Origin of the sequence: Halioglobus maricola, from assembly GCF_009388985.1 — a bacterium.
GTDB classification, from domain to species: domain Bacteria; phylum Pseudomonadota; class Gammaproteobacteria; order Pseudomonadales; family Halieaceae; genus Halioglobus; species Halioglobus maricola.
In genome coordinates this window covers 1,799,639-1,817,391 of sequence record NZ_CP036422.1, presented here as the reverse complement: position 1 = coordinate 1,817,391, position 17,753 = coordinate 1,799,639, and the positions used below count along the sequence as shown (strand labels likewise).

17 protein-coding genes are annotated in these 17,753 nt (G+C 56.8%); 9 read left to right on the top strand and 8 right to left on the bottom strand.

From position 1 onward, the window contains the following. The first annotated feature begins 45 nt into the window (after positions 1-45). From cobO to EY643_RS08205, 7 genes are read left to right on the top strand one after another with little or no spacing between them, the layout of a single operon-like run. Positions 46-615, top strand: coding sequence for a cob(I)yrinic acid a,c-diamide adenosyltransferase (gene cobO, locus EY643_RS08235; RefSeq protein WP_240732896.1), 570 nt, complete (start codon positions 46-48; stop codon positions 613-615). Further along, positions 569-2,071 carry a cobyric acid synthase gene (locus EY643_RS08230; RefSeq protein ID WP_152661747.1) on the top strand — a complete coding sequence of 501 codons (1,503 nt, stop codon included), beginning with the start codon at positions 569-571 and terminating at the stop codon, positions 2,069-2,071. The genes cobO and EY643_RS08230 overlap by 47 nt, the downstream gene beginning before the upstream one ends. Further along, positions 2,068-3,096 carry a FecCD family ABC transporter permease gene (locus EY643_RS08225; protein WP_152661746.1) on the top strand — a complete coding sequence of 343 codons (1,029 nt, stop codon included), beginning with the start codon at positions 2,068-2,070 and terminating at the stop codon, positions 3,094-3,096. Before EY643_RS08230 ends, EY643_RS08225 begins: the two co-directional genes overlap by 4 nt. Next, a complete protein-coding gene (locus tag EY643_RS08220) occupies positions 3,096-3,878 on the top strand; it encodes a heme ABC transporter ATP-binding protein (RefSeq protein ID WP_152661745.1) in 783 nt (260 codons plus the stop codon). The genes EY643_RS08225 and EY643_RS08220 overlap by 1 nt, the downstream gene beginning before the upstream one ends. Next, complete coding sequence (gene cobU / locus EY643_RS08215) at positions 3,875-4,378, top strand: bifunctional adenosylcobinamide kinase/adenosylcobinamide-phosphate guanylyltransferase (RefSeq protein ID WP_152661744.1); 504 nt, start codon at positions 3,875-3,877, stop codon at positions 4,376-4,378. Before EY643_RS08220 ends, cobU begins: the two co-directional genes overlap by 4 nt. A gap of 4 nt (positions 4,379-4,382) precedes the next feature. Continuing rightward, the gene (gene cobT / locus EY643_RS08210; protein WP_152661743.1) at positions 4,383-5,420 is read left to right on the top strand and encodes a nicotinate-nucleotide--dimethylbenzimidazole phosphoribosyltransferase; all 1,038 of its coding nucleotides are present in this window, start codon (positions 4,383-4,385) and stop codon (positions 5,418-5,420) included. Continuing rightward, positions 5,421-6,302 carry a cobalamin-binding protein gene (locus tag EY643_RS08205; RefSeq protein WP_152661742.1) on the top strand — a complete coding sequence of 294 codons (882 nt, stop codon included), beginning with the start codon at positions 5,421-5,423 and terminating at the stop codon, positions 6,300-6,302. It begins immediately after the preceding gene. Here the strand turns inward: EY643_RS08205 and sstT are convergent. After that, on the bottom strand, positions 6,299-7,492 hold the full coding sequence (gene sstT / locus EY643_RS08200; protein WP_152661741.1) for a serine/threonine transporter SstT: 1,194 nt from the start codon (positions 7,490-7,492) through the stop codon (positions 6,299-6,301). The two genes, EY643_RS08205 and sstT, sit on opposite strands and share 4 nt — an antisense overlap. A gap of 146 nt (positions 7,493-7,638) precedes the next feature. Between sstT and EY643_RS08195 the strand changes: the two genes are divergently transcribed. Next, positions 7,639-8,910: an O-acetylhomoserine aminocarboxypropyltransferase/cysteine synthase family protein gene (locus EY643_RS08195; RefSeq protein ID WP_152661740.1), complete on the top strand. Its 1,272-nt coding sequence runs from the start codon at positions 7,639-7,641 to the stop codon at positions 8,908-8,910. Positions 8,911-9,083: 173 nt separating this feature from the next. Here EY643_RS08195 and EY643_RS08190 read toward each other — a convergent pair whose 3' ends face one another. Beyond that, positions 9,084-9,686: a TetR/AcrR family transcriptional regulator gene (locus EY643_RS08190; protein WP_152661739.1), complete on the bottom strand. Its 603-nt coding sequence runs from the start codon at positions 9,684-9,686 to the stop codon at positions 9,084-9,086. Between the two features lie 122 nt (positions 9,687-9,808). On the opposite strand from EY643_RS08190, the gene EY643_RS08185 reads away from it, so the two are divergent. Then, positions 9,809-10,987 carry a cytochrome P450 gene (locus EY643_RS08185; protein WP_152661738.1) on the top strand — a complete coding sequence of 393 codons (1,179 nt, stop codon included), beginning with the start codon at positions 9,809-9,811 and terminating at the stop codon, positions 10,985-10,987. Between the two features lie 18 nt (positions 10,988-11,005). On the opposite strand, the gene EY643_RS08180 is transcribed toward EY643_RS08185, so the two are convergent. The 6 genes from EY643_RS08180 to EY643_RS08155 all read right to left on the bottom strand — a co-directional run bounded on the left by EY643_RS08180 (position 11,006) and on the right by EY643_RS08155 (position 17,753). Next, positions 11,006-11,530 (bottom strand): winged helix-turn-helix transcriptional regulator, encoded by a 525-nt coding sequence (locus tag EY643_RS08180; protein WP_152661737.1) that lies wholly within the window; start codon positions 11,528-11,530, stop codon positions 11,006-11,008. Between the two features lie 113 nt (positions 11,531-11,643). Further along, positions 11,644-14,046, bottom strand: a complete 2,403-nt coding sequence (locus tag EY643_RS08175) for a TonB-dependent receptor plug domain-containing protein (RefSeq protein ID WP_152661736.1) — start codon at positions 14,044-14,046, stop codon at positions 11,644-11,646. Positions 14,047-14,212: 166 nt separating this feature from the next. Next, positions 14,213-15,247 (bottom strand): M14 family metallopeptidase, encoded by a 1,035-nt coding sequence (locus tag EY643_RS08170; RefSeq protein WP_152661735.1) that lies wholly within the window; start codon positions 15,245-15,247, stop codon positions 14,213-14,215. Beyond that, on the bottom strand, positions 15,244-16,728 hold the full coding sequence (locus tag EY643_RS08165; protein ID WP_152661734.1) for a glutamate-cysteine ligase family protein: 1,485 nt from the start codon (positions 16,726-16,728) through the stop codon (positions 15,244-15,246). The genes EY643_RS08170 and EY643_RS08165 overlap by 4 nt, the downstream gene beginning before the upstream one ends. A gap of 73 nt (positions 16,729-16,801) precedes the next feature. Further along, positions 16,802-17,515, bottom strand: coding sequence for an SIMPL domain-containing protein (locus tag EY643_RS08160; protein ID WP_240732864.1), 714 nt, complete (start codon positions 17,513-17,515; stop codon positions 16,802-16,804). Positions 17,516-17,537: 22 nt separating this feature from the next. Further along, positions 17,538-17,753 carry a formate dehydrogenase subunit delta gene (locus tag EY643_RS08155; protein ID WP_152661732.1) on the bottom strand — a complete coding sequence of 72 codons (216 nt, stop codon included), beginning with the start codon at positions 17,751-17,753 and terminating at the stop codon, positions 17,538-17,540.

Below are 17,753 nucleotides of genomic sequence, written 5' to 3'. Positions count from 1 at the left end.
GATAACAAGCAGAATGAGAAACGTGAGGCCAAGCACAAGGCCGCCATGGAAAAGCAGAAGGCCAAAGTCGATGCGAATATTGAGTCGGCCGATCTGGAGCGCGGTGTCGCGATTCTCGTGACCGGCAATGGCAAGGGAAAATCCAGCTCTGCTTTTGGTATGGTGATGCGCGCGCTGGGTTACGACATGAAAGTGGGTGTGGTCCAGTTCATCAAGGGCGAACAGTTGTCCGGTGAAGAAATCTACCTGCGGGACAAGTGCCCACAGGTGGACTTCTACCAAATGGGGACCGGTTTCACCTGGAATACACAGGACCGCTCCGGCGATATCGCAGCGGCAAAAGACACCTGGGCAAAGGTACTGCCTATGCTGCAGGATGACTCCTACGACCTCGTTGTCATGGACGAACTGACTTACATGATCGCCTACGACTATCTGCCCGAGGCAGAGATCATTGATGCCATTGCCAATCGCCCACGGGAACAAAGCGTTGTGGTTACTGGGCGTGGTGGTGGCTCAGCCCTTCAGGAAGTCATGGATACTGTTTCCGATGTGAAGGAAGTGAAGCATGCCTTCAAAGCCGGCATTAAGGCCCGGCGTGGCGTCGATTATTAGCAACCCGACTGCCCTGATGATCCAGGGCACGACGTCAGATGCCGGCAAGTCAGTGATGGTTGCCGGCCTCTGTCGCTGCCTGCTCCGGCGCGGCGTTAGCGTAGCGCCCTTTAAACCTCAAAACATGGCGCTCAACAGCGCGGTAACTCCCGGTCAGGGAGAAATTGGTCGCGCCCAGGCATTGCAGGCCCAGGCGGCCGGTATTGCGCCCCACGTCGACATGAACCCGGTGCTTTTAAAGCCCAGTAGCGATAAGCGCGCACAGGTTATTTTGCAGGGCCAGGCTGTACAACACATGGAAGCCACCGAATTCCATGACTACAAGCGCGTGGCGATGGACACGGTTCTCGACTCCTGGGGTCGGCTTAAAAAAAGTTACGAGGCATTATTGGTAGAGGGCGCCGGCAGCCCCGCCGAGATCAACCTGCGCGAGGGCGACATCGCCAATATGGGTTTCGCTGAAGCCGCGAACTGTCCGGTGGTTATTGTTGCGGACATTGATCGTGGTGGCGTATTCGCTCACCTCGTGGGCACTCTGGAACTACTCTCTCCCAGCGAACAAGACCTGGTGCAGGGATTTATCATCAACCGTTTTCGCGGTGACATTGCGCTGCTGGAATCCGGCCTCACATGGCTGGAGCAACGGACCGGCAAACCTGTAATGGGTGTCGTGCCTTACCTGCAAAACCTGCAACTGGACGCCGAAGACGCTATCACTACAGAGCAATCCTGCGACACGGAAACGCCTCTTCGCATCGTCGTACCCGTATTGCCTAGAATTTCCAACCACACCGACTTCGATCCACTGCGCAGCCACCCCAGGGTTGACCTGCACTACGTCGGTGCCGGTTCCCCGCCACCGCCAGCTGACCTGGTTATTCTGCCTGGCTCCAAAAGTGTGCGGGCCGACCTCGAGTGGCTGCGCCAAAATGGCTGGGATGACTACCTGCTGACTCACCTGCGCTACGGTGGCAAGGTGCTCGGCATTTGTGGCGGCATGCAAATGCTTGGCGATCAAATTGACGACCCCAATGGCATTGAAGGCACTGCTGGCAGCTCAAAGGGGCTGGGACTTCTACCACTAAGTACCACGCTTGAGCCAGGCAAGACGCTGCGGCAGGTCTCAGGCCTTATTAACGGCGAGGGTCGCTTTGAGGGCTATGAAATTCACAGCGGCCAGACCGAGGTCGAGACAGGCACAAAGCCCTTTGTCACGTTCGACGACGGGCGCAAAGATGGTGCGGTATCAGCTGACAACCGTGTAGCCGGCACCTATACCCACGGCATCATGGACCGCGGCGAAAGCTGCGCCGCGGTGTTGCGATGGGCCGGTCTCAAAGGCGCGGAAGCCGAAGACAGAGACCAATTGCGCGAACGTGAAATTGATCGCCTGGCGGATGCGCTGGAACAATCACTGGACCTACCCCGCATGTTTCCCAAGTGGTTTGCAACATGAGAGCCCGACGCGCCAGGCTGACCCTGCTGCTGCTCGCTCTAGGATTGCCCTTATGTATTTTGCATGGAACGGCATCGGGAACCGTCGACATTTCGCTGATCGATGCGGTCGGCGCTCTGGGACGTTACATAAGCGGCGAAGGGGTCGACCAGGACGCTGTCATCATCGGCCATATACGCTTGCCACGCACACTTCTCGCAATGTTCGTAGGGGCTATGCTGGGTATGACAGGTGCTGCCATGCAGGGACTATTCCGCAACCCACTGGCTGACCCCTCATTAATCGGTGTTACAGCCGGTGCGGCGCTTGGCGCCAGCATTGCGATAGCCCTCGCTGCACCGGTAGTCGCTGGTGTGGGTGCATTAGGCGTTGTTTCGCTGGGCGCGTTCGCCGGCGGCATGCTCGCAGTCATTCTTGTCTACAAACTCGCGACCTCCGGTGGCGTCACGTCGGTCGCAACCATGCTCCTGGCGGGCATCGCGATCTCCGCGCTTTCAGCCGCAGCGAGCAATGTCCTCGAATTCTACTCAAGCAATGAGATCCTCAGGCGCATTAGTATGTGGCGAATGGGCGGGTTGGACGGCGCCAACTATCCGCGAGTCGCTGTGGCGCTGGGCGCAACTACCGTACTCGCGATCGCCCTTCCCCGTTTCGCCAACGCGCTCAATGCACTATTGCTCGGCGAATCCGAAGCGCGCTACCTGGGCATCAATATCGAATTTTCCAAAAGTTGCATCGTCACATTGGCCGCTATTGGTGTTGGCCTGGCTGTCGCTCTCGCCGGTGTAATTGGCTTTGTCGGCCTCGTAGTACCGCACATTATGCGCATGTTGATCGGCCCGGATCACCGCTACCTTTTGCCCGCATCTGGACTCGCAGGGGCTATCTTGTTGGTACTTGCGGACACGCTGTCTCGCACCCTGCTTGCGCCCACTGAGCTACCCGTAGGCGTCGTCACCGCGGCGATCGGCGTGCCGTTCTTTATCTCCCTGCTGCGTCGCCGGCGCGACTATGGAATGCTGTGATGGCTCTGCTAAGTCTGAATACTGCGGGGGTCTCGCCCTATGGCAACAGCGAGTTGCTTCAGGAAATCCAACTCGATCTTGCAGCCGCCGAAGTACTGGGGATCGTGGGCCCCAATGGCGCCGGTAAGAGCACTCTGTTGCACACCCTGGCTGGCGGCCACGCCCTCGACAACGGTGAACTGCGCCTTCAGGGACAGGCACTGGCGTCTATGAATAATGAGCAACGCGCCCAGTCGCTCGCGTTCCTGTCACAGAACCCAGGCCTGAATTTCCCGTTCACCGTCGAGGAAGTCATCTTGCTGGGGCGGATTCCCCACGCGAGCGGCATTGAGGCCGATGCCGAAATCCTCAACCAGGTACTCGCCTTCACTGACACCGAATCTCTGCGCGAAAGGCTTTACACTGAACTTTCCGGTGGTGAGCGGCAGCGCGTTCAACTTGCCCGCTGCGTCGCCCAGATATGGCGTCCAGAGGATAGTGCTGGACGGGTACTCCTCATGGATGAACCCAGTGCCGCTCTCGATCTGGCGCATACCCACATGGTGAGTGATATCGTCAGGCGGCTCAGCAATGAGGGCTGCGGTATCATCATTGCGAGCCACGACTTCAATCTTCTCGCCGGGATCTGCGATCGAATTACAGTACTCAACAACGGACGCCAACACGCTACAGGCACGCCGCGAGAAGTGCTTACAACACCCATGTTCAGCGACGTCTTCACTGCAAATGTCTTAATAGAAGAACACCCCGTACACGGTGGTCCACTGGTGATCAATTCATGAAGCACTTGATACTCGGCGGTGCCCGCAGCGGCAAGAGTCGTTTTGCCCAACAACTGGCAGAGACACAGAGCGACACGCCCCACCTCCTAGCCACCGCAGAGGCTGGCGATGAGGAGATGACTGCGCGCATCGCGCGCCATCAGCGAGATCGTTCGCCGAAATGGCAGGTAAAGGAAGAACCGCTCGCTCTGGCGAAGCAGCTCGCCAACATCGACGCACCAAACGCCTGCATACTGGTGGACTGCCTCAGCCTGTGGTTGAGCAACTGCCTGCACCAGAAGTGCTGGAAGCAAGAACGAAACGCACTGATGGAACTACTCCCGGGACTCCAGGGTGAACTAATGCTCGTCAGCAATGAAGTGGGAATGGGCGTCATCCCCATGGGTGAGCTCAGCCGCACATTTGTAGACGAAGTAGGCTGGCTGCATCAAGACCTCGCCCAGCACTGTGACAAAGTCACCGTGGTCATCGCGGGCCTGCCACAGACTATCAAGGGATAACGCCATGCACTGGCTCACCGAACCCAGCCCAACGCCATCTGAACCACATCGCGTTGCGGCACAACATAGACAAGCCACGCTCACCAAGCCAATCGGAGCTTTAGGCTACCTCGAACAGATAGCCGAGCAGTTTGCAGCATGGCAGGCAACAGACAGGCCAGAGCTGCACAGCGTTTGCGCACGCATTTTCGCGGCAGATCACGGTGTAACTCGCCGCGGGGTTTCTGCCTATCCTGCGGAAGTGACCACCCAGATGATCGCCAATTTCCTCAGCGGCGGCGCCGCAGCCAGTGTTCTCTGCCGCCAGCGCGAGGTGGATCTGGAAGTGGTGAATATGGGCACGTTCACTCCGGTGGCCGATATGCCTGGCTTACAACAGCGTTCTGTCGACGCAGGGACCCGTGACTTCAGCACTGTACCCGCGATGACCGAGCAGCAAGCGCACAGGGCACTCAACGCAGGAGCTGCGGTAGTAGACCAACTGAATTGCCAGCTGTTCATCGCCGGGGATATGGGAATTGGCAACACCAGCTCCGCTTCAGCCCTCATGGCTGCCCTACTGGGCCTGGACGCCAGTGAGACCACCGGCCGTGGCACGGGCATAGACGACGAACGCCTGGCGGCCAAAACCGGGCTAATCAACGCTTCGCTTAGCTTACACAGTGCCCATCTGAATTCGCCGATGCACAACCTGCAGTGTCTGGGAGGATTTGAAATTGCAGGTATCGCAGGCGCATACATCCGCGCTGCACAGCGCCGCATTCCCAGCCTTGTTGATGGTTTCATCAGTAGCGCTGCGGCGCTAGTGGCCTGTCGTATAAACCCGACCGTACAGCGGTGGCTACTCGCCGGGCATTGCTCGGCCGAGGGAGCCCATCAACAGTTGCTGGATACGCTGGAGCTCCGCCCCTTGCTGGCGCTGGACATGCGCCTGGGAGAAGGCAGCGGAGCGCTCACTGCCCTTCCGTTGATCGAGAGCGCACTCGCTCTACACAACAATATGGCGAGTTTCGCTGAAGCGGGCGTCACCGAGGAAAACTGAATGCTGCGTCTGCTAACACTTTTCACCTTGCTCCAATTGGGCTGCGCATTCGCAGCAACTACTGCATCCGCTGCCGTCTCAGTGACCGATGCAATCGGCCGCACGATCACCCTACCTCAGCCTGCCGAACGAGTGGTGGCATTAGCGCCACATATCGTGGAGAACATTTACAGCGCCGGTGCAGGCGCAAGGCTCGTGGGCGCCGTGGAGTATTCTGACTACCCAATGGCAGCGCAGAGCATCCCCCGCGTCGGCAGCTATCACGCATGGAGCCAGGAGTCTCTCACCGCGCTGGCGCCAGATCTGGTGATCATGTGGGCTTCAGGGAATGGCATGGAATCGCTCCGCAAGCTCGAATCTCTTGGCATTCCCGTTTATGTCAGTGCTCCCCGCGATATTGAAGATATCGGCAAGATGATTCGCGACATCGGCACCCTGGCGGGTACCGCCGCTATCGCACAAAACGTGGCCGACACCCTTGATCAGGGTTTTGCCGCACTAGAAACACAGCACGGGACGCAACGCGAGATCACCGCGTTCTATGAAGTGTGGAATAGCCCGCTGCAGACCATCAACGGGGAGCATATGATCAGCAAAGTGATCGAGTTATGTGGCGGCAGCAACATTTTCGCAGAGGCACCCCAGCTAGCTCCGGTGGTCAGCCGAGAAGCAGTACTTCAATCCAACCCCGAGGCTATACTTGCCAGCGGCATGGGCGAGTCTCGCCCCGAATGGCTTGATGACTGGCGCGACTACCCGTTCCTGAAAGCGGTACAGAAAGACGCTCTCTTTCACGTGCATCCCGATCTGGTACAACGGCCCACAAGCCGGCTTTTACAGGGTGCCAACGTCATCTGCGCACATCTCGCAGGAATGCGTTAGTCGCTCTTTCCTATCTGGTCTACCGCGTAGGTGTACACAACGTCAGTGCTGGAGTTCAGCGCAGTCTCAGCCGAATCCTGGATTACGCTGATAATAAAGCCCACCGCCACCACCTGCATCGAGACATCCAGAGGAATACCGAACAGGGAACACGCCAGGGGAATCAAGAGCAGGCTACCCGAGGGCACGCCGCTGGCGCCACAAGCTGACAGAGCGGAAATAACACAGAGGAGCAGCGCTGCAGGCAGGGAAACCTCAATACCCAGAGTATGGGTCGCCGCCAGAGTCAGCGTGGTAATAGTAATCGCGGCGCCAGTCATATTCACCGTTGCACCCACTGGAATGGTCACCGAGTAAAGCTCCTCACTGATGCCCAGCTTCTTCGCCAGACTGAGGTTCACCGGAATATTGGCAGCGGAACTGCGGGTGAAAAACGCGGTGATGCCGGACTCCTGCAGGCACTGCAGGACGATGGGGTACGGGTTTTCACGGGTGAGAAAGAAGACCAGCAGCGGGTTTACAAGCAAAGCCATAATCAACATGGCCGCTACGAGCACGGTCGCCAGGCTGGCGTAGCCAGCCAGGGCCTGCATCCCCACCGTCGCTACCGTGAAACACACAAGGCCAAAGATACCGATGGGGGCCAGCTTGATCACGTAGCGCACGATGCTGGCTACGCCATCGGCAGCGATCTGCAAATGCTCACGAAATGTATCTGGCGCCTTGCGAAAACTAAGCCCCAGCAAAACGGCCCATGAGAGACAGCCGAGGAAATTGCCGGTAAGCAAGGCATTGACCGGATTATCAACGAGCTTGAGCAACACATCAGTCAGGACTGCACTGACCGCCACAGGTGGGGCGCCCTCCGCGCTGGCCGCCAGTGCGATGGTCTGCGGGAAAAGCTGGCTCAGGATCAGAGCCACAATGGCCGCGCAGACCATGCCTGCGACATAAAGCGCTACAACGATCAGTGTCTTGCGCCCATCGCTGCCAGACTCATGACGGTTGGCAATTGCCGACATCACCAGCAGCATAACCAACAGTGGCGCCACTGCCTTGAGCATCGCCACAAACAGCTGGCCCAGCAGACCCAGCGGCTCGGCGACGGTCGGTACGAACACACCCAGCAGCGCACCCAGTACAACGCCCAGTAAAATTTGAGGGATAAGTCCCATTTGCAACAATCGCATTGCAACACCTTGTTTTTATTTGTTCTGGGTCACTATAGCGCGATTTCAGGCATATCGCTCGCCTGCTCTGCTTGCAGGGAGACATGCCTTTGCTAATCTGAATACACCACTTGAACCAAAGCGAATTACACAAGGAACCATGCAATATGAAACCTGAAACCATTGCCCTGCACGCGGGCTACGACGGCGATCCTACAACCAACGCCGCCACCACGCCGATCTACCAAACGACGTCCTTCACCTTCGACAACACCCAGCACGGTGCAGACTTATTCGACCTGGCCGTGCCAGGCAACATCTACAGCCGCATCATGAATCCTACCAATGCTGTCCTGGAGCAACGCCTGGCTGAGCTTGAAGGCGGCATTGGGGCCCTCTGTGTGGCATCAGGTATGGCGGCCATTCGCTACGCCATAGAGGCCATCGCCGAAGTGGGCTCCAACATCGTGAGCACCTCGCAACTGTATGGAGGCACCTACAACCTGTTTGCGCACACCTTCCCGCGCCAGGGTATCGAAGCGCGCTTCGCGGCGGCCGACGACTTCGACCGGGTTCGCTCGCTTATCGACGAAAATACCAAGCTGTTGTTCTGCGAATCCATCGGCAATCCGGCTGGCAACATAGTGGATATAGAGAAGTGGGCAGACATCGCCCACGAGGCCGGTGTACCGCTGATCGTGGACAACACCGTCGCGACACCTTTGCTGTGCAAGGCCTTCGACCACGGCGCCGATATCGTTGTGCACTCCCTGACAAAATATATCGGCGGCCACGGCACCAGCATAGGCGGTGCAATTGTCGACTCGGGTAAATTCGACTGGGCGGGTAGCGGCCGTTTCCCGGTAATGACAACACCAGACCCTTCCTATCATGGCGTGGTCTACACCGAGGCCATGGGTGAAGCTGCGTATATAGGTCGCTGCCGTGTGGTCCCGCTACGCAACACCGGAGCAGCGCTGTCGCCACACAGTGCCTTCCTGATCATGCAGGGGCTGGAGACACTTTCACTGCGAATGAAACAGCATTGCAAGAACGCGAAGAAGGTCGCGAAGTATCTGAATAAGCATCCGCAAGTGAAGTGGGTGAACTACGCTGGTCTTAAGGACAGCCCCTACTACGACACCTGCAAGAAAATCTGCAAGGGCCGGGCAGCGGGTATTCTCAGCTTCGGCATCGAAGGCGGCACCGAAGCCGGCGGCAAGTTTATCGATGCACTTCAGCTGATTCTGCGTCTGGTAAATATCGGTGACGCCAAATCCCTGGCATGCCATCCCGCGAGCACTACCCATCGCCAGTTGAACCCTGAAGAGCTCGCCTCTGCCGGCGTGAGCGAGGAGATGGTCAGGCTATCGATTGGTATCGAGCATGTGGACGACATCATCGCGGATGTGGAGCAAGCCCTGGCTGCCGCCACGTAGGCATCGATTGCCGTTAAAGCGATTCCGCTGCCTGCTTTGACCCCAGCGCAGCGCATAGTGATCTCCAGGTGGCGCTGCGTGAGCAGCTTATGCTGACTACGCAGCTCTACTTCAACGAGACGTTCCACAGTGAACTGCGCGCGAACCACCCGAGCGGTGGACGCTTGTTATCGTTAACATTTGACGTCCCAAATATCAGCCAGCAGTGACTTACATAACTCCGCCAGATCACCTGCCAGTTCGGAGTACGAGAGCTTTCCCGTCGTAGCAAGTATAAAACCACCAAACAAGTAGCGGAAAATCGTATTCCAAACCTCAGCTGCTATTTGCAGTTTCTGAGTGCCCGAAACGGTGCCAAAAATCCGTGGAATTATCTGCTCGATCTCGACATATGCGTCGGTCACGACTGGATCGTCCGAAGCGAGATTATTGATACAGGCCGCCAATAGCTTCGGGCTCCCTTCTGCCACATGCACAATTTGAGCGCAAAGATAGCTCGTTCGAGCACCAATCGTTTTTCCTTTCGGCGGGTCGTATTCAAGATACTCGACGAGGCGATTCCCGGCTTCGAGCGTGACCTCTGAAATCAGGTGCTCCCTTGATACGTAATAACGGTACAGCGTACTCCGCGAAACCTGGGCTGCGGCGCCCACCATCTCCATCGAGATATCTGCACCATACTCGGCCAGCAGCTTGCGGGTCTCATCAATAATTTCCAACCGCTTTGCTTTTTGTTGCGGTGTTACACGCCGCTTGCTGACGACAATCTCATGCATAGGCCAGAGCTCCCTGTTCGAGGGTACAGAGGCTATCACAGCTGTGCTGACACACAAGTTGACACAGTTGTTCCACCAACTGTATCTTTGAGCGTCTGCAGATAGATTTTCGGGAGAAAGCTATGCCCCGCCAGAGCCAGCTAGATCAAGATATGTCGGAATGGGAACTTCCCGGGCTGGCGTTGCACCACTTTTTGGATGAACTACGCGCCGAGGGGCCGCTGGCAAAAATCGAGTACTACGGCATGCCCGCATACCTCGTAACCAGCCATGACGGCTTGATGCGCGCTTTCAAGGACACGGTGAACCTGCCGCCTGAGCGGGCGTATCAAATGGGTATCGCGCCTCTCATCGGCGAGAACTTTCAATCCATGTCAGGAGAGCGCCACCGGCTCTATCGCAAGCTGGCCACCCCCACCTTCCGGCCTCGCATGGTCGACAAGATGGATAGCTACATGATGCAGGAGGTTGCGGACGAGCTCATCGCCAGATTCATCGATTGTTCGCAAACCGATATGACCCGATCTTTCTCGCTACTCTACCCCTACATCGTCATCGCACGGTTACTGGGGATTCCCAGAGATGAGGAGGAGAAGTTTGCTGACTGGGTTGTGGGCTTACTGCATTTCACCTCAGAACCTGAGCGAGCCAATAGGTGCCGCGATGAGTTATGGGCCTATCTTGACCCGGTGATTGAGGAGCGTCGCCGCAATCCGCAAGACGATGTCATTTCCCAGCTGATTCACGATGATGTTGATGGCGTGAAAATGGACGACGCTTTACTGAAATCTCATATTGGCATTATGTTCAGCGCTGGATCTTCAACGACCCATGATTCGATAGGCAATCTGCTCTACGCCCTGTTGAGCACTGGAGAGTGGAACCGGGTTCGAGACAATCCCGATCTCCGTGACCAGGCTATCGATGAAGCCTTGCGCTGGGAACCCGCGGTTTCTTTCTTGCCAAGGGTTACCAAAGCGGGTTCCGCATCCATCATTGAAGGTGTTGAAATTCCCGCGGATAGTTTTGTGTTTATGGGTATCGCTTCAGCTAATCACGACGCCAGTAGATTTGAAGATCCACATCGCTTCAATATCGACAGGGAAGTCGACGCCAAATCAATGACATTCGGCCACGGACCTCGCATGTGTCCGGGTATGCATCTGGCAAAAATGAATTTGCGCACTACACTCGATTGTCTTCTGGAGCGCCTGCCAAATCTGCAATTGATCGAATCGGAAGGTGCTGCTCCCAGTGGTACGATATTTCGCCATCCTGCAAAGTTGCTTTGCAGTTTCTGACGCAAACCAATAATTGCACTACATGGATTTTCTCAGCAACGCCGGTATTTCCTCGACACTGCCGATCTTTTCGTCCAACTCATCGGCTATACCCTGTAGCGCAGGGCCAATGCTTGGTAGCACCTCTTCCGGCCGCAACGGTTCTCCGCATTCACTACAGGTCATCACTGCATGGGTCTGCCGCCCGCAGCGCTGATGAACATATTCCAGGGGCGCGCCCTCCCCTGCATCCATCCACTCATCACCCCAGGCACCGAGACTCATAAGCACGGGATACAAGCCCAGGCCTTTGCGCGTCAGTCGATATTCGTGGCGCAGGGGGCGATCACTGTACGGGACTTTTACCAACACACCAGCGTCAACCAGTTTTCCGAGACGCTCTGAGAGCCGGTGACGCGTGATGCCCAGGTTTTTCTGAAACTGGTCAAATCGTCGTGTGCCGAGAAAGGCATCACGAATAATCAGCATGGTCCAGCGCTCGCCGACCACTGAAAGTGAGCGAGCCACTGAACAAACTTGTTTATCGATATCGTCCCAACGCATGGTTTGTACTCTCCGTGTAGAGACAAGAAATTTAGCACAAACATTCCGATTTGGAACCGGGAGACAAAAAAAGGGCGGCCATTTGGCCGCCCTGCTCTGATCTCCAGCCTACGCTAGAAGTTATAGGATGCGCGCAAGTACCAGGAACCACCTTCATAGTTGGTCACAGTACGACGGGGGTACGGGAGACCGACACTCACCCGGTTGGCGTAAACACCGTCGTCCTTGATCTCATCCGGGTACTCGTCGAACACGTTGGAGCCGCCTAAAGTCACGTTCCAGTTCTCCGTGATATCCCAACCGAGCTCAAGGTCGACATACCAAACGTCGCCAATTTCCTTGGAGCGATCTCCGGGCTCACCATTGATCGTGCCCCGCTCATCGTAATGCTCACCCCACCAGTTGGTGCGGAACATAAACCACCAGTTGTCGGCAAAACGTGTGTTCGCAGTGAACACGATGCGATCTTCCGGGTAGTTGTTCTCGATATCCTCGACCTGAGCATCGCTGACGGGCTGGATACCATCCACCAGGGACTGACCTACCACTTCGATCTCGTTGTGGTTATACGCCAGTGTGAACGTCGTCGAAGTACTGTCGTCCCAGAACATGTCGTTAGTGAGCACCAGGTCGAGACCCATGTGCTCCACATCCAGGGCGTTGGTAAAGAACGAGATCGTGCCGTCACTATCAGTCTGGATATCACCGGTACGGTAGATACGGTCATCAACTTCAACAAAGTAACCGTCCAGGGTCAGTGTGGTGCGCTCGCCGAAATCCCAGGTAAAGCCGAGGGAATAGTTAGTGGATTTTTCTTCGGTTAACGGCGCGCCACCGTTCTGCTGGGCGATGTCCGAATCTGGTGGCACCAGGCCTTCCTCAACCTGCAGACCCGTCGCGCCGTCGAAAGTCGTGATCGTGCTGCGGACGTTGGCCTGACCCGGCGTGGGGGCGTGGAAGCCAGTAGAGACTGCACCGCGCAAGGTGAACGTGTCAGCGATCCGATAACGAGTCGCTATCTTGCCGTTCGTGGTGTCACCGAAATCGGAGAAATCCTCATAGCGCAATGCATACTGCATTAACCATTCGTCGGTGATGTCGTGTTCCAGGTCACCATATATCGCCCAGTTATCACGGTCGAACTCACCCGCATCCTGGGGCTTGGTGCCTGCCAAACCGCTGGAACCGTCGCCGTTATAGGAATCCGGCTCGCCTGCCACGATGGTGTAAGTTTCTTCGCGCCACTCCGCACCGAAGCCCAGGAACAGGTTGTCGGTGAGCGCTTTACCGAAATCAGCATTGAAGTTCAGCTCTTCCTGTTCAAGGTCACCCGGATCGAAATCCATTTTTACCGGTTCGCCATCGGAGCCCAGGCCCAGAGCTGCGTTGGTCGTGTTATTCAGGAAATAGTCGAGCTCGTTCTTGCCCCAACCAACACTGAAGTCGTAAAACAGATCGTTGCTCCAATTACCCTTCCAGCCACCAACGATGCTGTAATCGGTCTGGTCGCCATCGAGGTACGGCGTATAGCCTGTTTCATTGAGCGGGCCGTCGTAACCAAACTCGTCACGCAGCTTGTTCATGGAGGAATGGTCCGGGCTACGATAGAAGAAACGGTAACGCCCTTCCGTCTCGGCGTAGTTACCGAAAAAGTACAATTCGCTCTCTTCACCCACAGCAAAACCGGAATTGAAGAACAGACGGTAGCCTTCAGTTTCAGGACGTCCCCAGGACTGAGTGAAGGGTGCATCGTCGAAGACGGCGTCAGAGCCGACCCCCTGGTTACCCGCATCGATCAATGCCTGCGCATCCGGACGCTGATCCCCCCGGGACAGGCCGTCATTTTCATAGAACTCACCGGTCAGGTTAAGGAAACCACTCTCACCGATAGCAAAACCGCCATTGGCACCGATCTTCATGCTTTGCTCGCCCTCGAAGAACTCGCCGTACTGCACCATGACAGAACCACCTTCGCTGTCATCCTTCATGCGAAAGTTCATCACGCCGGCAATCGCGTCGGAACCGTATTGGGCGGCGGCACCGTCGCGCAAAACTTCAACGCTTTTCAGGCCAATACTGGGAATCATGCCAATATCAACACCGTGGGCGCCATCACCGGCGGCCGGGGCGAAAAACTGTACAAGGGCTGCGCGGTGGCGCCGCTTGCCATTGACCAACACCAGAGTCTGGTCTGGCGCCATGCCCCGCAGAGAGGTCGGTCGTATAAAGGCACTACCGTCACCGGTAGCGGGAGTAGCCGTATATGAAGGGATCAAGGACTTCAGGTTATCGGTGATGTCTGCGGTATTACCGAGGCTATTGAACTCCTCGCTATTGAGAACATCCACGGGTACCGGAGAATCTGAAACGGTACGGGGCTTCAGGTTACGAGTACCTGTTACCACTACCTCTTCAAGTTGGGCTTGTTCATCCTGGGCAATGGCCAGGGTGGGTTGGGTCATTGTGACGACGGCAGCAGCGACAGCTGCGTACAAAGGTGCATTCTTGAAATGCATGGTGGAGCCTCCCTAAACGTTTCTTTTTTTAGTTCTTGTTCGGTCTCAGCTGACAACATCCGACACCGCGTCAAACCGACTAGTACCTGATAATGTGCAACACCACAATAACATGTGGTTTGTGACATAAAAGCCGAAGGGAAATGTGAATATTTAACAAACGGGGCTAGGCGCAGATCGTCGAACCATCGTCCAGTACTGCATAAAAGAGACAATCCGAGTGCGCGATGGCGGCATTATTGGTAATCATAAATAACTTGAGCGCCTGTGCCGGAAAAATCTTGCCTTCCGCTACTCGCACCAGACTTGTGACCGCGCAACGCCCCCCTGCATCCTGTGCCGAGAACAACTGCCTTTCTGGCAATCGGGCCCAACCCAATACGGTATCACTGGTCACGCCACCGAAGTTATGGTGCTCGATATCAGGCCGCAGGGTGATGTCATAGTTGTCGCAGGGCTCTTCTGCATAGGTGAGAGTCACGTTTTCGCGCAGCTCCAACCTGATCGGGTCACACAGTAGCTCCAGGCCCCAATCGGTCACCTCGGGGCTGAGCACCGTTTCCGCCTCGAAATAGCGGCACAGCCCCTCATAGGCCAACTCATGAGCCTCGTCATCAAGCCGTCCGCCTACCTCTACCGTGACGGTGGGACAGGATTCCTCACTCAGCTCCATCAATGCACCGAGTCCGAGGTTGGACACTATCAGGCGCTGGGTGAAGAGAGAGACAAGCGCGTCGTGCTGCGAATCCATATGTGTGCACACACCAAACGCGGGGCCGGAGCCCGAGGTGTTGTGCATGTCGACAACAGCCTCTGGTGAGTGCACGCGCAGAATCTCGAGAATCTCCTCAGCAAGTTCTCCCTGGGCGTCTTCAAACGGTGGGCGAAAGCACCGATTGAGGTCGCGCGCGCGCGGCAACATGCGATGACTAAAGCGCGGGCTTTCCTGTGCGGCACCCACTGATGCGACGATGCAGACGATATTGATCGCCGGAGTGCGACCACTACGAAGCCAGCGGTAAAGTGCGATCGTGCCCGATGGTTCGTTGCCATGCAGCAATGTGACCAACGCACGGGTGCGGCTTGGGTCCGCCCCCTCAAGTAACAGGCAGGTGGGCCCGCCCAGCCAATCCAGGAATTCTTCAACATTATTGCCGAGTTCGGAGGCCTCAGGATTGCGTACAAATTTAAATCTTCTCATAGGGGCCAATCAGCAATAGGCAGGTTGTCTGCGCTGTGTGTCATAAAACTCTCCAACATCGCGTGCAGGGCCTGGGCTTGAGGCATGCCCTGCGCTTGCAGTTGCGCCAGTTTACGAGTCTGCCACTGCGCTCCAGTCTGGCGTGTTTGCAAACGCCGCTCGATGACGCCCATGTAGTAATGCACTTCGTCTGCACCAATACCTATCGCGCGCAGCCCTTCCTTCGCCAGCGGGATATAGCGGGCGATAATCCCTGCGATGCCCTGCTCACGAAAACCATGCTGGTCCAGCTCCGGCCACAGCAACTTTGCATCCAGCCCGTGCTGTGCCGAGCGATAAAAGTTGTACTCTGCTATCCGAAAAGGTATCGCGGGCAACAACCTCTCCAATTGCGGGCGAACCCCTTCAGCCGCGCCAATCAGGAACGCTGCATTGGCGACCATGTCCACAGCAGTAGGCCCTGCTGGCAACGCACGCATTTCTATACGAAGGTGGCCACCATCGGCATCATCGTAGATAGGCCTGTTCCACAACCAGACGGTACTCTGATGCAGGCGCAATTCGCCAAGACCCGGCACCTCGCCGGCAGCCATTTCCTCGGCAGCGCTGCTCGCTCCACAACAGGGCAGCAGCGGCGGATAAATGCGCACAACCTCGCGAAACAATTCTTCCGCACCGCCGCGCGCCCAGCCCTGGCCAAAATTAACCCGGGCGGGCTCATTCCAGCCGTAGGGGTCGAGATGGCGAGTATCGATAGACTGCTTAAACAACGGAATCCGCGTCTCGCACCAGAGCGAGTGACCGAACAGCCCCGGCGAATTGCCCGCCAGAGCAAGCGCAAGCGGCGTCAGCAACTGGATCGCATTAAAGGTTTCAGCATAGTCTTCGGGCGCTACCCGGTAGTGCACCTGAAATGAGGTGTTGGCACCCTCGAGAGTGATATCTCCCATCTCCATCTTCAGTGGCTCGGCACCGTTAATATCAATGCGGAAGTTCTCGCCCCGGCGGTGGATCAGCTGCTTCACAAGCGCGTGGTAGCGCCGCCTGTCAGTAATACAATGGTGGCCAAAGTCAGTTTCCTGCAACGTCGGCAGGATGCCAATGGGAACGATTCTGCCGCCGAATTCCGCGGCGCTGATTGATAGCCTGGCGAGGCTCTCGCGGATGGCCTGTTCGGTGGCATGAAACGGCCCCTGATCCAGGCCAAAGGGCGGCAGGTTGAATTCAAGGTTGTAGCGATTGAGTTCGAGGGTGAGCGTCGGGTCCCCTGCGGCCGCAAGGATCTCTTGATTGGCGTGCAGCGGCCTGCCCTGGCTATCGACAATATAGACTTCGAGTTCGGCGCCCAATGAGCCAGGCCCGTGACCAAATTCCGGGCGGGCCAGCAGTTGCCCCAACGCCGCCAGATTCTCCTCCAGGCACGCGCTAAAGCGGCTGAAATCGCCGTCAGAGAAATCGACCCTGTCTATCTCTATACCCATGACTACCTATTGTGGCGGTATTCACAGGTATTGTTATTGATTTAGATCGTGTTGGCGAGACCTCGCCGGCGCATCATTGCTCGATGGTGATCGAGAGCTGCACGGTGACTCTGTAGCTGTTTACGCCCGCCGCTATGGGAACCGAGTCCGCCTCTGCAGCGACCGCGCGACTCATCATCACAGGGCGCGGGTGGGAATCCCCGGTCTGCTCAGTAATAGAAATGATATCGCCCAGTTTCACACCCGCTGCGCCGGCCAGGGTCTTTGCCCTGCTCATCGCATCGCGCACCGCGTCGGCGCGGGCGGCATCAATCGCGCTCGAGGGGTCAGAATTACCGAAGCTGACGCTACCTCCTTCATTTACACCCAGGCTGACCGACTGGTCCAGCAGCACACCGAGATTGTCGAGCTCGCGCACGATGACGGAGAGCGTGTTGCGCACGCGATAACCGGCAATCACTGGCGGTTTTTCATTGCGGGGTTTGGGATAGACGTAGCGCGGCTGAATGCCAAAGTTTGACGTCTGCAAATCTGGCTCTTCTACGCCTGCGGCTTTCATCGCTGCAATCACCTCGGCCATCGCGGCTGAATTGGCATCCAGTGCTTCCCGTGCGGTGGCCGCTTCTCGAGTAACAGTAAGCTGTACCGTCGCCATATCCGGTGCCATTTTCGCCTCTGCCTCACCCCTTGTCCTGATCTCTCCAGGGGGTGAACTTGCACTGACGGGCGCCACGAGGGCCATGGATAGAAAAACCAACAAGGTAAACAGGCTAGCTGAACGATTCATCATGATGCTCTACTCTAAAAACTCAGGAATCTGCCAGCAGACGCTGCAGGGCTGGTGACAGGTCGCCACCCCCTTCAGCGGCGTACGCCGACAGCTGTTCACGCATCGCAGGCGTCCAGAACTTCTGCAAGTGCTCGACGGTCCGTTGCGCTGCCATCTTGGAGTCTCTGCGTTCGCCAAAGTTCAGTACGATCTGGTTGGCCATCTTGACCAGATGCCCGATCTCTTGTCCCGCCAT

Coding starts and splice junctions, on each gene's coding strand:
- sstT (WP_152661741.1), bottom strand. CDS start 7,492: ATGCGATTGTTGCAAATGGGACTTATCCCTCAAATTTTACTGGGCGTT.
- cobU (WP_152661744.1), top strand. CDS start 3,875: ATGAAGCACTTGATACTCGGCGGTGCCCGCAGCGGCAAGAGTCGTTTT.
- cobT (WP_152661743.1), top strand. CDS start 4,383: ATGCACTGGCTCACCGAACCCAGCCCAACGCCATCTGAACCACATCGC.
- EY643_RS08225 (WP_152661746.1), top strand. CDS start 2,068: ATGAGAGCCCGACGCGCCAGGCTGACCCTGCTGCTGCTCGCTCTAGGA.
- EY643_RS08195 (WP_152661740.1), top strand. CDS start 7,639: ATGAAACCTGAAACCATTGCCCTGCACGCGGGCTACGACGGCGATCCT.
- EY643_RS08220 (WP_152661745.1), top strand. CDS start 3,096: ATGGCTCTGCTAAGTCTGAATACTGCGGGGGTCTCGCCCTATGGCAAC.
- EY643_RS08205 (WP_152661742.1), top strand. CDS start 5,421: ATGCTGCGTCTGCTAACACTTTTCACCTTGCTCCAATTGGGCTGCGCA.
- EY643_RS08155 (WP_152661732.1), bottom strand. CDS start 17,753: ATGGCGGGACAAGAGATCGGGCATCTGGTCAAGATGGCCAACCAGATC.
- EY643_RS08165 (WP_152661734.1), bottom strand. CDS start 16,728: ATGGGTATAGAGATAGACAGGGTCGATTTCTCTGACGGCGATTTCAGC.
- cobO (WP_240732896.1), top strand. CDS start 46: ATGGAAAAGCAGAAGGCCAAAGTCGATGCGAATATTGAGTCGGCCGAT.
- EY643_RS08170 (WP_152661735.1), bottom strand. CDS start 15,247: ATGAGAAGATTTAAATTTGTACGCAATCCTGAGGCCTCCGAACTCGGC.
- EY643_RS08180 (WP_152661737.1), bottom strand. CDS start 11,530: ATGCGTTGGGACGATATCGATAAACAAGTTTGTTCAGTGGCTCGCTCA.
- EY643_RS08160 (WP_240732864.1), bottom strand. CDS start 17,515: ATGAATCGTTCAGCTAGCCTGTTTACCTTGTTGGTTTTTCTATCCATG.
- EY643_RS08185 (WP_152661738.1), top strand. CDS start 9,809: ATGCCCCGCCAGAGCCAGCTAGATCAAGATATGTCGGAATGGGAACTT.
- EY643_RS08190 (WP_152661739.1), bottom strand. CDS start 9,686: ATGCATGAGATTGTCGTCAGCAAGCGGCGTGTAACACCGCAACAAAAA.
- EY643_RS08175 (WP_152661736.1), bottom strand. CDS start 14,046: ATGCATTTCAAGAATGCACCTTTGTACGCAGCTGTCGCTGCTGCCGTC.
- EY643_RS08230 (WP_152661747.1), top strand. CDS start 569: ATGCCTTCAAAGCCGGCATTAAGGCCCGGCGTGGCGTCGATTATTAGC.